Source organism: Azospirillum griseum, assembly GCF_003966125.1.
GTDB lineage: Bacteria > Pseudomonadota > Alphaproteobacteria > Azospirillales > Azospirillaceae > Azospirillum > Azospirillum griseum.
In genome coordinates, this window is record NZ_RXMA01000002.1 from 71,138 (window position 1) to 83,841 (window position 12,704).

The 12,704-nt window shown below is 67.2% G+C and carries 14 protein-coding genes; 2 read left to right on the forward strand and 12 right to left on the reverse strand.

The features are described from left to right. Positions 1–58: 58 nt before the first annotated feature. The 9 genes from lpdA to modA all read right to left on the reverse strand — a co-directional run bounded on the left by lpdA (position 59) and on the right by modA (position 8,950). Positions 59–1,456 (reverse strand): dihydrolipoyl dehydrogenase, encoded by a 1,398-nt coding sequence (gene lpdA / locus EJ903_RS02930; RefSeq protein ID WP_126611975.1) that lies wholly within the window; start codon positions 1,454–1,456, stop codon positions 59–61. A 15-nt stretch (positions 1,457–1,471) separates the two neighbouring features. After that, the gene (locus EJ903_RS02935) at positions 1,472–1,774 is read right to left on the reverse strand and encodes a chorismate mutase (protein WP_126611977.1); all 303 of its coding nucleotides are present in this window, start codon (positions 1,772–1,774) and stop codon (positions 1,472–1,474) included. A 21-nt stretch (positions 1,775–1,795) separates the two neighbouring features. After that, a complete protein-coding gene (locus EJ903_RS02940; RefSeq protein WP_126611979.1) occupies positions 1,796–3,124 on the reverse strand; it encodes a pyruvate dehydrogenase complex dihydrolipoamide acetyltransferase in 1,329 nt (442 codons plus the stop codon). Positions 3,125–3,140: 16 nt separating this feature from the next. Then, on the reverse strand, positions 3,141–4,532 hold the full coding sequence (locus EJ903_RS02945) for a pyruvate dehydrogenase complex E1 component subunit beta (RefSeq protein WP_126611981.1): 1,392 nt from the start codon (positions 4,530–4,532) through the stop codon (positions 3,141–3,143). Positions 4,533–4,610: 78 nt separating this feature from the next. Continuing rightward, on the reverse strand, positions 4,611–5,621 hold the full coding sequence (gene pdhA, locus EJ903_RS02950) for a pyruvate dehydrogenase (acetyl-transferring) E1 component subunit alpha (protein WP_174237236.1): 1,011 nt from the start codon (positions 5,619–5,621) through the stop codon (positions 4,611–4,613). Positions 5,622–5,795: 174 nt separating this feature from the next. Next, the gene (locus EJ903_RS02955; RefSeq protein ID WP_126611983.1) at positions 5,796–6,185 is read right to left on the reverse strand and encodes an FtsB family cell division protein; all 390 of its coding nucleotides are present in this window, start codon (positions 6,183–6,185) and stop codon (positions 5,796–5,798) included. A 138-nt stretch (positions 6,186–6,323) separates the two neighbouring features. Beyond that, a complete protein-coding gene (gene modC, locus EJ903_RS02960) occupies positions 6,324–7,454 on the reverse strand; it encodes a molybdenum ABC transporter ATP-binding protein (RefSeq protein WP_126611985.1) in 1,131 nt (376 codons plus the stop codon). Positions 7,455–7,464: 10 nt separating this feature from the next. Beyond that, entirely contained in the window at positions 7,465–8,160 is a 696-nt protein-coding gene (gene modB / locus EJ903_RS02965) for a molybdate ABC transporter permease subunit (RefSeq protein ID WP_174237237.1), read from the reverse strand. Positions 8,161–8,170: 10 nt separating this feature from the next. Next, on the reverse strand, positions 8,171–8,950 hold the full coding sequence (modA, locus tag EJ903_RS02970) for a molybdate ABC transporter substrate-binding protein (protein ID WP_210211366.1): 780 nt from the start codon (positions 8,948–8,950) through the stop codon (positions 8,171–8,173). Positions 8,951–9,168: 218 nt separating this feature from the next. On the opposite strand from modA, the gene rpe reads away from it, so the two are divergent. Continuing rightward, a complete protein-coding gene (gene rpe, locus EJ903_RS02975; RefSeq protein ID WP_126611987.1) occupies positions 9,169–9,822 on the forward strand; it encodes a ribulose-phosphate 3-epimerase in 654 nt (217 codons plus the stop codon). A gap of 57 nt (positions 9,823–9,879) precedes the next feature. On the opposite strand, the gene EJ903_RS02980 is transcribed toward rpe, so the two are convergent. After that, positions 9,880–10,260: a tautomerase family protein gene (locus EJ903_RS02980; RefSeq protein WP_126611989.1), complete on the reverse strand. Its 381-nt coding sequence runs from the start codon at positions 10,258–10,260 to the stop codon at positions 9,880–9,882. A 118-nt stretch (positions 10,261–10,378) separates the two neighbouring features. On the opposite strand from EJ903_RS02980, the gene EJ903_RS02985 reads away from it, so the two are divergent. Next, a complete protein-coding gene (locus EJ903_RS02985; protein ID WP_126611991.1) occupies positions 10,379–11,236 on the forward strand; it encodes a LysR family transcriptional regulator in 858 nt (285 codons plus the stop codon). Between the two features lie 31 nt (positions 11,237–11,267). Here the strand turns inward: EJ903_RS02985 and EJ903_RS02990 are convergent, their stop codons facing one another. Together EJ903_RS02990 and EJ903_RS02995 are read right to left on the reverse strand one after the other, a co-directional pair. Beyond that, positions 11,268–11,867: a thermonuclease family protein gene (locus EJ903_RS02990; RefSeq protein ID WP_246015134.1), complete on the reverse strand. Its 600-nt coding sequence runs from the start codon at positions 11,865–11,867 to the stop codon at positions 11,268–11,270. Continuing rightward, the gene (locus tag EJ903_RS02995; RefSeq protein ID WP_126611993.1) at positions 11,845–12,630 is read right to left on the reverse strand and encodes an SOS response-associated peptidase; all 786 of its coding nucleotides are present in this window, start codon (positions 12,628–12,630) and stop codon (positions 11,845–11,847) included. The genes EJ903_RS02990 and EJ903_RS02995 overlap by 23 nt, the downstream gene beginning before the upstream one ends. Positions 12,631–12,704 lie beyond the last annotated feature (74 nt).

Genomic DNA, 12,704 nt, shown 5'->3' on the forward strand with positions numbered 1-12,704 from the left:
CATGCCCGGCTGTGGGGCCGGGCATGACGCATCACAGGATCAGGAACGGCGATCCGGATTAGAAATGGATCGCGCGCCCATAGGCATCAAGCACCGACTCATGCATCATTTCCGACAGGGTCGGGTGCGGGAACACCGTGTGCATCAGTTCGGCTTCGGTGGTTTCCATGGTCTTGGCGACGCCGTAACCCTGGATCAGCTCCGTCACCTCGGCTCCGATCATGTGCGCGCCCAGCAGTTCGCCGGTCTTGGCGTCGAACACGGTCTTGACCAGACCCTCCGGCTCGCCCAGCGCGATGGCCTTGCCGTTGCCCACGAAGGGGAAACGGCCGACCTTCACCTCATGCCCCAACTCCTTGGCCTTCTTCTCCGTCAGGCCGACCGAAGCGACCTGCGGGTGGGAATAGGTGCAGCCCGGGATGTTGCGGACGTTCAGCGGGTGCGGGTGCTTGCCCGCGATGTGCTCCGCCACGATCACGCCCTCGTGGCTGGCCTTGTGGGCCAACCAGGGCGCGCCGGTGACGTCGCCGATGGCGTACACGCCCGGCTCGTCGGTCTCGCAATAGGGGTTGGTCTGGATGTGACCACGGTCGGTCTTGACCTTGGTGTTCTCCAGCCCGAGATTTTCCGTGTTCGGCGAGATGCCGACGGCGACGATCACGCGGTCAACGGTGATGTCTTCCGTCTTGCCGCCATGCTCGACCGCCACGGTGACGCTGTCGGCCCCCTTGCGCAGGTTCCCGGCCTTGCCGCCGGTGATGATGCGCATGCCCTGCTTTTCTAACGCCTTGCGGGCGAGGCCGGAGATTTCCTCGTCCTCGACCGGCAGGATGCGGTCCATCACCTCGACGACCGTGACCTTCGCACCCAGCGCGTTGTAGAAGCTGGCGAACTCGATGCCGATGGCGCCAGAGCCGATGACCAGCAGCGACTTGGGCATGACGTCGGGCGTCATCGCCTTGCGGTAGGTCCAGACCAGCTTGCCATCGTCTTCCAGGCCGGGCAGCGTGCGGGCGCGGGCACCGGTGGCGATGATGATGTGCTTGGCCCCAAAGGTGCCGACCGGCGCGTTGCCCTTCGACACCGCAACCACGCCCTTGCCCGCCAGCTTGGCGGAGCCTTCGATGACCGTGACCTTGTTCTTCTTCAGCAGGTGCTTGACACCGCCGTTGAGCTGACCCGCGACCTTGCGCGAGCGCGCCACGACCTTTTCCAGGTCGAAGGTCGGGTTCTGCACGACCAGGCCATAATCGGCGGCGTGCTTGGCCAGATGCAGCACTTCGGCCGAGCGCAGCAGCGCCTTGGTCGGGATGCAGCCCCAGTTCAGGCAGATGCCGCCCAGGTTTTCACGCTCGATGACGGCGGTGTGCAGGCCCAATTGCGCGGCGCGGATCGCCGCCACGTAACCGCCCGGCCCGCCGCCGATGACGATGACGTCGTAATTCATGTCGGCCAAGGGTGTTCTCCCCATTCAGGAGCGAGGCGCGTCCTGGGTTCCGGCGGCAAAGATGCCCTCTTCGACCCGGCACGCCTCGTCGATGATCGTCTGGTACAGGGTGGCCATGAAAGCCGGATCCAGCCCATAAGCCCGTCCCTGCTCCGCCGCCCGCGCCTTCACCGCTTCGATGCGGTCGGGCAACACGGCGGGCAGGCCTTCGGCCTGCTTCACCCGCGCCACCCGGTGGACGACGGACAGACGTTTTCCCAACAGCGCGATGATCTCGTCGTCGATGGCGTCGATTTCGGCGCGCAGTGGGGCAAGGCTGGTGGACACAATCCGGCTCCCTTGGTCGGGTCAGAGCAGCATCGACAACGGATCCTCGATCAGCTTCTTGAAAGCCGCAAGGAATTCCGCGCCGACCGCGCCATCGACCACACGGTGATCCACCGACAGCGTGCAGCTCATCACGGTGGCGACGGCCAACGCGCCGTTCTTCACCACCGGACGCTGTTCGCCCGCACCAACCGCCAGGATGCAGCCCTGCGGCGGGTTGATGATCGCCGCGAACTCCTTCACCCCGAACATGCCGAGGTTGGAGATGGAGAAGGTGCCGCCCTGGAACTCTTCCGGCTTCAGCTTGCCATCGCGGGCGCGCTTGGCCAGATCCTTCATCTCGGACGAGATTTGGGCCAGACCCTTGCCCTCGGCCTTCTTGATGATCGGGGTGATCAGGCCGGTCGGGGTGGCGACCGCCACCGACACGTCGGCGTGGTCGTATTGCAGGATCGCTTCATCGGTCCAGGCGGCGTTGGCCGCCGGAACCTTCTTCAGCGCCAGCGCGACCGCGCGGATGACGAAGTCGTTGACCGACAGCTTGTAGGCGTCCGACCGGCTGTTCAGCTCCGTCCGCGTCTTCAACAGCGCGTCGAGTTCGATGTCGACGGTCAGGTAGAAATGCGGAACGGTCTGCTTGGCCTCGCCCAGACGGCGGGCTATGACCTTGCGCATGCCGCTGTTCGGAATGGCCGTGTAGGTCATGCCGAGCTTGTCCGACAGCTCCTTGGCGTCCACACCGGCGGCCTTCGGGGCCGGGGCGGCGACGGGGGCCGGAGCCGGGGCGGCGGCGACCGGCGCGGCGGCCGCCGCAACCGGGGCCGGAGCGGCCTTGGCCGGACCGGCGGCCTTGGCGGCCTCCACGTCGGCCTTGACGATCCGGCCGTTCGGGCCGGTCCCCTTAACCGACTTCAGGTCAATTCCAGCCTGTTCGGCGATGCGGCGGGCCAGCGGGCTGGCGAACAGACGCGCACCACCGGCCTGCGGGGCCGACGCCGGAGCCACCGCCGCCGGAGCGGCAGCGGCGGGAGCGGCGGCGGCAACCGGGGCCGGAGCGGCGGCAGCGGCGGGAGCCGCCACCGGAGCCGACAGCGCGCTCTCGTCCTCGCCCTCTTCCAGCAGGATGGCGATGGGGGTGTTCACCGCCACGCCCTGCGTCCCGGCGGGGATCAGGATCTTGCCGATGCGGCCTTCGTCCACGGCTTCGACTTCCATCGTCGCCTTGTCGGTTTCGATCTCGGCGAGAACCTCGCCGGACTTCACCGTGTCGCCTTCCTTCTTCAGCCACTTGGCGAGGTTGCCCTCGGTCATGGTCGGAGAGAGGGCGGGCATCAGAATCTGAACGGTCATCGTGTCAGCCCTCCTCTCAACGGTAGCAGGCGCGCTTGGCGGCCTTGACGATGTCGTCCACCTGCGGCAGCGCCAGCTTTTCCAGATTGGCGGCGTAGGGCATCGGCACGTCAACGCCCGCCACGCGGATCACCGGCGCGTCGAGATAGTCAAAGGCCTCTTCCATCATCAGCGCGGCCATTTCGGAGCCGATGCCGGCGAACGGCCAGCCTTCTTCGACCGACACCAGACGGTTGGTCTTCTTGACGCTGTTGACGATGGTGGCGGTGTCGAGCGGACGGATCGTGCGCAGGTTGATGACCTCCGCGTCGATGCCCTCCTGCGCCAGGATCTCGGCGGCGGCCAGCGCGTGGCCGACCATGATCGAGAAGGCGGTGATGGTGACGTCCTTGCCCTTGCGCTCGATCTTGGCCTTGCCGATCGGCAGCACGAATTCCTCGTCGTCCGGAACCTCGAAGCTCTGGCCGTAGAGGATTTCGTTTTCCAGGAACACGACCGGGTTCGGGTCGCGGATCGCCGCCTTCAGCAGGCCCTTGGCGTCCGCCGCCGACCACGGGGCAATGACCTTCAGGCCCGGGCAATGGGCGTACCAGGAGGCGTAGCACTGGGAGTGCTGCGCGCCCACACGGGCGGCGGCACCGTTCGGGCCACGGAACACGATGGGGCTGCCCATCTGGCCGCCCGACATGTACAGCGTCTTGGCGGCGGAGTTGATGATGTGGTCAATCGCCTGCATGGCGAAGTTGAACGTCATGAACTCGACAACCGGGCGCAGACCCTTGAAGGACGCACCGACACCCAGACCGGCGAAGCCGATTTCGGTGATCGGGGTGTCGATGACGCGCGCGTCACCGAATTCCTGCAACAGGCCCTGCGTGACCTTGTAGGCACCCTGATACTGGGCAACCTCTTCGCCCATGACGAACACCTTGTCGTCACGGCGCATTTCCTCGGCCATGGCGTCGCGCAGCGCTTCACGCACCGTGCGCTTGGTGGTCTTGGCGAAGAACTTCTCCTCCTCGGCGTCCGCTTCGGCGACCGGGGCGGCCGGAACGGTCGGAGCCGAGACCGGAGCCTCAACCGCAACCGGGGCCGCAACCGGAGCCGCAACCGGGGCCGGAGCCGGGGCCGGAGCCGGGGCGGCGGTCAGCGCGCTGGCGTCCTCGCCCTCTTCCAGCAGAACGGCGATGGGGGTGTTCACCGCGACGTTGTCGGTGCCCTCGGCGATCAGGATCTTGCCGATGCGGCCTTCGTCCACCGCCTCGACTTCCATCGTCGCCTTGTCGGTTTCGATCTCGGCGAGAACCTCGCCGGACTTCACCGAGTCACCTTCCTTCTTCAGCCACTTCGCCAGCTTCCCCTCGGTCATGGTGGGGGACAGGGCCGGCATCAGCACTTCGATCGGCATTCCTCAACCTCCGGCGGCGTGGGGTCTCCGGTTTCCCGTCCCTCAAACGCCGCGTCCGCTGTTCGTTGATCGTTGGGATTAGAGGAGGACGTCGGTCCAGAGTTCCGACGCGTCCGGCTCAGGGCTTTGCTGGGCGAATTCCGCCGATTCGATCACGATGGCTTTCACCTCGCGGTCGATTTCCTTCAGCTTGTCCTCGTCGGCGTGGCCACCGGCGAGAAGCTTGGCCTTGAGCTGGTCGATGGGATCGGATTCCGACCGCATCTTCTCGACCTCTTCCTTCGTCCGATACTTGGCCGGATCGGACATCGAGTGACCACGGTAGCGGTAGGTCTTCATTTCCAGGATGACCGGGCCGTTGCCTTCGCGGATGTAGTTCACCCACTGGTCGGCGGCGGCCTTGACCTCAAGAACGTCCATGCCGTTCACCTGATAGCCGGGGATCCCGTAGGAGGCCCCGCGCTGATGCAGTTCACCGGCCGAGGCGCGCTCCTGCGAGGTGCCCATGGCGTACTTGTTGTTTTCGATGACGAAGAGCACCGGCAGCTTCCACAGCGCCGCCATGTTGAAGCTCTCGTAAACCTGACCCTGGTTGATCGCGCCGTCGCCGCAATAGACCGCCGAGATGCCGCCATCCTTCAGGTACTTGTGCGCGAAGGCCAGACCGGTCCCCAGCGGCACCTGGCCGCCGACGATGCCGTGGCCGCCGTAGAAATTCTTCTCGCGGCTGAACATGTGCATCGAGCCGCCCTTGCCGTGCGAATAACCGCCACGGCGGCCGGTCAGCTCGGCCATCACGCCCTTGGCGTCCATGCCGCAGGCCAGCATGTGGCCGTGGTCACGGTAGCTGGTGATGACGCTGTCGCCTTCGTTCAGCGCGGATTGGATGCCGACGACGACGGCTTCCTGGCCGATGTAGAGATGGCAGAAACCGCCGATCAGGCCCATGCCATACAGCTGGCCCGCCTTTTCTTCGAAACGGCGGATGAGCAGCATCTCACGATAATAATGAAGCAGCTCTTCGGATGAGACGGCTTGAGCGGGCGCAGACTCGGTTTGCGCCTTCGGACGGCGTCGGGACGCGGCCATGTTTCCTCCCCAGGGTTCACGCGGCGACGGTCTTGAACCAACCGTCGTCGCCGTAACGTTGCGGGCGTGCAAAATCCCGCACCGGAAGCGGCTATGGCGCGCACAGTACACGAGCTTGGGCGCTCGCGCAAACATCTGTTTTTTAAGGCGGATTTCTGATTAACCGATATTCGGTTAATTGACTGATTTGGGCCGCTTCTCCACCGCCGTCTCGTCGGCGTCGTACAGCTTGGGCAGCGTCACAACCACGTCGCGCGGGTTCGACAGGTTCAACATCGTGCGCGCCCGCTCGTCCAGCATGTCGCGGTCCAGGTTGTCGCCGCGCAGCAGTTGGGCGCGTCGTTCCATGCGTTCCCGCTCGTTGCGGAGCTGTTGCAGCACCGCTTCGGCCTGGGCGATCTCGCTCTTGATCTGTTTCATGGCGACCAGACCGCGATCCCCATGCACCGCGTAATAGGCGAAATACGCCGTGATGCAGGCGCACACGCCCGGCAAAATGGCCTGGCGGAGCGCGCTTTTCGCGGCGCGGGCGAGGGAGTCGGCGAGCGAGGTCATCATCGTCATGGTGAGTCGATGGAGCCACAGAGGCCGTCCGCCGGTCAAACAAAAAGACAGCCGATTCGGTTTCTCCGACCTGCAGCGTCGTCGCACCGCAAGCGGTTGTGCCGTCTGGGAAAAACGCCACTAAAAACCCATCGGTTTCTAGACATCCACCACCCGCGAGCGTCCCGCCGCCGCCGCGTCGGCGGACTCGAAGGCCACGCCCTTGACCAGCGCCGTCACCGGGCGGCCCGGCCTCAAATCCAGCTCGCGCACCGCCGCTCGGGTGATGCGGGCGATCAGGACGGAGCCGCCGACGGCGATCTGCACGTCCGCCGAGGAAGGTCCCGACTCGGCCACCGCCGTCACCACCCCCGACAGGGCGTTGCGCACGCTCATCCCACTCGGCGGCGACAGAGCGACGATGACGTCGCGGGCGTGGATGTGCAACCGCACCGCCGCGCCGACCGGGCGCGCGACTCGCGGCACGGTCAACCGCCCGCCATCGAAGGCCAGCACGCTCAGGCCGTCCAATTCGCAATGCTCGCTCACGGTCAAATCCAGCACCGCGCCCGCGTCCTGCATCCCGCTTTGCGCCGACAGGTCGAGCCGCCCCATCACCGCGCCCACCGGCCCGCTCGCCACCACCCGCCCCTCGGCGATCAGCACCATGGTGGTGGCCAGCCGCACCACCTCGTCCACCGCGTGGCTGACCAGCACGATGGGGATGTTCATTTCGTCGCGCAGCCGTTCGATGTAGGGCAGGATGTCGGCCTTGCGCGCGGCGTCGAGCGAGGCCATCGGCTCGTCCATCAGCAGCAGGCGCGGTTGCGCCAGCAACGCGCGGCCCAGCGCCACCCGCTGGGTTTCTCCGCCCGACAGGCCGCGCGGCCGCCGCTCCAGCAGGCCGCCCAGCCCCAACAGCTCCACCACCGGCTCCAGCGCGATCCGCCGATCCGCCGCCGGAACCCGGCGCAGGCCGTATTCCAGATTGCTGCGCACCGACATGTGGGGAAACAGGCGGGAATCCTGAAAGACATAGCCGACCCGCCGACGCTCCGTCGGCACATCGATGCGGCGGGCGCTGTCAAAAAAGACGGTGTCGCCGACCTGAACGCGCCCTTCGTCCGGCCGCGACAGCCCGGCGATGGCGTTGATGACGGAGGTCTTGCCCGACCCCGACCGGCCAAACAGCGCGGTGACGCCGCGCCCGTCCGCCTGGAACGCCACATCCAGGGTGAAATCGCCCAGGCGGCGGCGGATCGCCACATCCAGAGTCGCGGTTTCCGGCATGACGCCCCCCCTACCCTTGCCCGATCAGGCGGCGCAGGCGACGCGCGCCGATTTCCGAGGCCATCAGCGCCACCAGCGCCACCGAAAAGGAGATCACCGCCAGCCGCGCGGCCACCGCGTCGCCGTCGGGCTGCTGGGTGGCGGCGTAGATCGCCAGCGGCAGCGTCTGCGTCTGGCCGGGAATGTTCGACACGAAGGTGATGACCGCGCCAAACTCCCCCATCGCGGCGGCGAAGGCGACGATGGCCCCGGACAGGATGCCCGGCGCCATCAGCGGCAGCAGGATGGTGAAAAACCGGTCCACCGGCCCGGCCCCCAGCGTGCGCGCCGCCGCCTCCAGCCCGCCGTCGATGGCCTCCACCGACAGGCGGATCGCCCGCACCATCAGCGGAAAGGAGGTGACGGCGACGGCCAGCGAGGCCCCCTCCGCCGTGAAGATCAGGCGGATGCCGAAGGTCTGGAACAGCCAGCCGCCGATCACCCCCTTGGTTCCCATGGTGACAAGCAGGATGTAGCCGACCACCACCGGCGGCAGGACCAGCGGCAAATGCACCAGCCCATCGACCAGCGTCTTTCCCGGAAAGGAATAACGCCCCAGCGCCCAGGCGGTCAGCACCGCCAACGGCAGGCTGCACGCAATCGCCCAGCCGGCAACCCGCAGGCTGAGCAGCAGGGCGGTCCATTCCATCGGAGACAACAGGTCCATGGCCGTCAGCTTACGGCGTCTTGGTCATCGGCACGAAGCCGAATTGCTGGAACACCGCCTGCCCTTCGGCGGACGTCAGGTATTCCAGGAACTTGGCGGCGTTGGGGTTGGTCGTGGTCGCCGTCAGCGCGGCGGGATAGACGATGGCCGGGTGCGAATCCGCCGGGAACACGCCGACCACGGTCACGCCCGGGTCCACCGCCGCGTCGGTGCTGTAGACGATGCCAAGCGGCGCTTCGCCCCGGCTGACCAGCGCCAGCGCCGCGCGCACGTTGTCGGCGCGGGCCAGCTTCGGTTCCACCTGCGCCCATTGGCCGAGGGATTGCAGCGCGGCTTGCGCGTATTTGCCGACCGGCACGTTGCTGGGGTCGCCGGTCGCCAGCCGCCCGTCGCCGATCAAGGCGGGCAGATTGCCGCCGGGCGTCAGCTCCGGTTTCAGCGTCGATCCCTTGGGCGCGATCACCACCAACGCGTTGCCCAACAGGTTGATGCGGCTGTCAGTTTTGATCAGGTTGCGTTTGTGCAGATAGTCCATCCAATCGAGATCGGCGGAGAGGAAGAGATCGGCGGGCGCGCCGTTCTCGATCTGCTTGGCCAGCGCCGAGGACGCGGCAAAGGAACTGGTCACGCCCACGCCGGACTTGGCCTTGAACTGGGCCGCCAGCAGGTCCACCGCGTTCTTGGTGGAGGCGGCGGCCAGCACCAGCACATCCTGCGCCATCGCCGCCGGGGCGGCGGCCAGCAAGCCAACCCCGACCACCAGCGCCGACACCCACCGTTTGACCGCCATCGCGTTCTCCATCCGCTCCGTCACTCTATATCCAAACAGATACAGCGCAGGATGGCGACGGTCAAAGCGCAAATGCCGCATCGCCACTCCGCCGAAGCGGGCATGGCCGCGCGCGGGCGGGCGTGCTATGGGAGGGCGCGTTTCGCCCCGCCGGTTTCGCACCGTCGATTCGCGTCGCCCAAGCCCCCGTTTCATCCGTTTGCCAGGGAACCCACGTCATGCGCGCCGTCAAAATCTCCCCGTCCATTCTTTCCGCCGATTTCGCCCGGCTGGGCGAGGAGGTGCGCGCCGTGGACGCGGCGGGTGCCGATTACATCCACATCGATGTGATGGACGGCCATTTCGTGCCGAACATCACCATCGGCCCCGGCGTGGTGAAGGCCCTGCGCCCGCACAGCGCCAAGCTGTTTGACGTCCATCTGATGATTTCCCCCATCGACGCCTTCGTCGCGGAGTTCGCCAAGGCCGGTGCCGACATCATCACCGTCCACCCGGAGGCCGGTCCCCACCTGCACCGCACCATCCAGCTCATCAAGTCGCTGGGCAAAAAGGCCGGTGTGGCGCTGAACCCCGCCACCCCGGTGGACGCGATCCAACATGTGCTGGACGACGTCGATCTGGTGCTGGTGATGACCGTCAACCCCGGTTTCGGCGGCCAGAGCTTCATCATGAACCAGTTGCCGAAGATCCGCGACCTGCGCGCCCGCATCGACGCGCTGGGCAAGACGATTGACTTGGAGGTCGATGGCGGCATCAACGCCGAAACCGCCCGTCTGGCCATCGACGCCGGGGCCGACGTGCTGGTCGCCGGAACCGCCACCTTCACCGGCGGCCCGGACCATTACGCCGCCAACATCCGCGCCCTGCGCTGATCACCACCGCCCGGACGGCCCCACCGCCTGCGCGGGGGCCGTCCGGGCAGCCTGTCCTCACGCGTACTGCGCCACCCCGTTGCCGAGCGACCAGTTTTCCTTGGCGACCTCGACCAGATTGATGAAGACATCCTCCGGCCGCACGCCCGGGGACTCACCCAGCAGTTCGACGATCCGGCGGTACAGCGCCTTTTTCTGCTCCAGCGTCCGCGTGTTGTTGGCGGTGATCTGGATGAACAGCAGATCGTCGCTGCGCGCCACCCCCAGATAGGACGGGCTGTAGCGGAAGCTGGCGGCCTCATGCTCCGTCACCGCCATGAACTGGTCGTCCTCCGGCACGTTGAACGTCTCGTGCATGGCCCGGTACAGCCCGTCGCAAATCGCCTGACGGTGGCTGTCCGGCTTTCCGGCACGCATGGAAATGTGAACAAGCGGCATTGGCGTGTCCTGTCGGTGTGGGTTGGATCGACGCGCGAGGCCCGGCGCGCTCCACCCTACGCAGCGGCGAATCATTCTGGTACGCTATGAATGTTCATTTCAGTGATAAGGGTTGGAAATGGCTGAACGCCCCCTCGACCTCGACGCGGTGCGCGCCTTTCTCCACATCGCCGAATTGGGCAGCTTCACCCGCGCGGCGGAGGCGACGCGCACGACCCAGGCCGCTGTCAGCCTGAAGCTGAAGCGGTTGGAGGAGCGTTTGGGCTGCCGCCTGATCGAACGCACACCGCGTTCGGTCGAACTGTCGGCGCGCGGGGCGGCGTTCCTGGACCACGCGCGGGAGCTGCTGGCCGCGCACGACCGCGCCATCAGCGCCGTCACCACCGCCCGGCGGCGGATGACCATCGGCATCAGCGATCATGTGGCCGGGCCGGAACTGCCCGCTCTGATCGCCCGGATGAACGCGCAGGATCCCGAACTGGTCATCGAAATCCGCATCGGCTCCTCCGGCCCGTTGCTGAACAGCTACGACCGGCGCGAACTCGACAGCGTGATCGTCCGCCTGCAATCCGGGCGCAGCGATGGGGAGTTGCTGGTGGACGAGCCGTTCGGCTGGTTCGCCGGTCCGGGTTGGCAGCACCGCCCCGACGAACCGCTGCCGCTGGCCACGCTGGCCGAACCCTGCGGCGTGCGGGTGATGGCCGGGCGCTTGTTGGACGCGGCGGGCATCCCCTGGACCGAGATCTTCGTCGGCGGTGGCGTCACCGCCGTGGCGGCGGCGGTGATGGCCGGGATGGGGGTGTCGGCGCTGGCCCCGCGCATGCTGCCCTTCGGCGCGGTGGAGGTCGGGGAGCGGCTGCGCCTGCCGCTGCTGCCGCGCCTTCCGGTTCTGCTGCACAGCCGGGTGCGCGACGACCGCTCGCGCGCCGCGCTGGCGGCGCTGGCCGCCGCCTTCCGCAACGCCGCACGCGGCTGACGACCGGCGGCGGAACGCAAGTCCCGATCCCTCAACGCCCCTTCTCGCGCTGCATCCGGGACCGCCATTGCCAGGGCTTTTCCACCTGCCCGGCCCACAGGCCCATTTTCTTGCTTTGCGCGTAGGTTTCGGCCCGCTGATAGGCCATCGACAGACCGGCGTAATGAAAGGCCCAGCCCATGGCCACCATGTTCATGCCCAGATCGACGCCACGCACCCGGCATTCGCCCTTCTTTTCGCCGTTGCGGTCCTTGTCGGCGATGGTGCAGCTCACCTCCTCATCCTTCACCATGTTGGCGAGCACGGCGGTGGCGACCTTGAAGCAATCCAGCTCGTGACCGTAGCGGTTCTTGCATTTCTGACCGGGATCGGGGGCGTCGATGCCCATCAGGCGGATCGGTGTGCCGTCGATGACCAACAGATCGCCTTCGGGCGCTGTGGCGCGGCCTTTGATCGATTCATTGGGCATGCCCGGCATTTTGCCGTTGGGTGCGGCCTTCCCGGCGGTCTGCGCCAAGGCATCGCCCGCACCGCCCATCATCACGGCAAGGGTGAGCAGCGCGGCACCAACCGTCTCACCGAAACGGTGCCGCACAGCGTAAGGCCGCTCAGAACAGGCTGAGTTGCGCATGGGGCGGTTCCGGGGGCGCGTCGGCGCGCAGGTCGGTGCGCGCCGACGGATCCAGAGTGGACGGATCCAGAGTGGGCGGATCCAGACAGGACGGATCGTCGTTGGCGACCGCGTTCACGCGCGGCCCGACCGGGGTGTGATCCAGCCACTCGTCGGGGGCGGGGCGCATCAGCGCCGCGATGTCCGGCATCGGCGTGGCGGGATCCAGCCACGCCGCCCAATCGGCGGGATCAAGCACCACCGGCATCCGATGATGCAGCGCCGACAGGGAGCCGTTCGCGGCGGTGGTCAACACGGCAGCGCTCTCCAGCGGGGCGGCGAGCGGCGGTCCGTCGGCGGGTCCGTTCCAGCGGTCCCACAGCCCGGCCAGCGCGAACAGCGCGCGGTCGCGGCGGCGGATGACGTGGCCCTGCTTGCGCCCGCCTGTGCCGGTCCATTCGTAAAAGCCGTCCACTGGAATCAGGCAACGGCGCGCCCGCAACGCGTCACGGAAGGCGGGCTTCTCGGCGGCGGATTCCGACCGCGCGTTGACCAGCGGCGCGCCGGTCGGCAGCGCCCGCGCCCATCCCGGCACCAACCCCCAACGCGGCAGGGCCAGCGACCAGCCATCCCTGCCGCGCCGCCCATCCCCATTGCGCCGAACCACCGCGATCTCCTGCGTTGGCGCAATGTTCCAACGCGGTTTCAGGTTCGGCCGCTCCGGCACGCCGAAGATCCGTTGCAGGGCACTGACCGGGCTGGTGAGCATCGTTCGTCCGCACATGCCCGCACTATGGCGAGCTTGCCGCCCCCGCGCCAGCGACAAGCGTTGGTTCTTCGCCCACCCTGGCGTTGCCA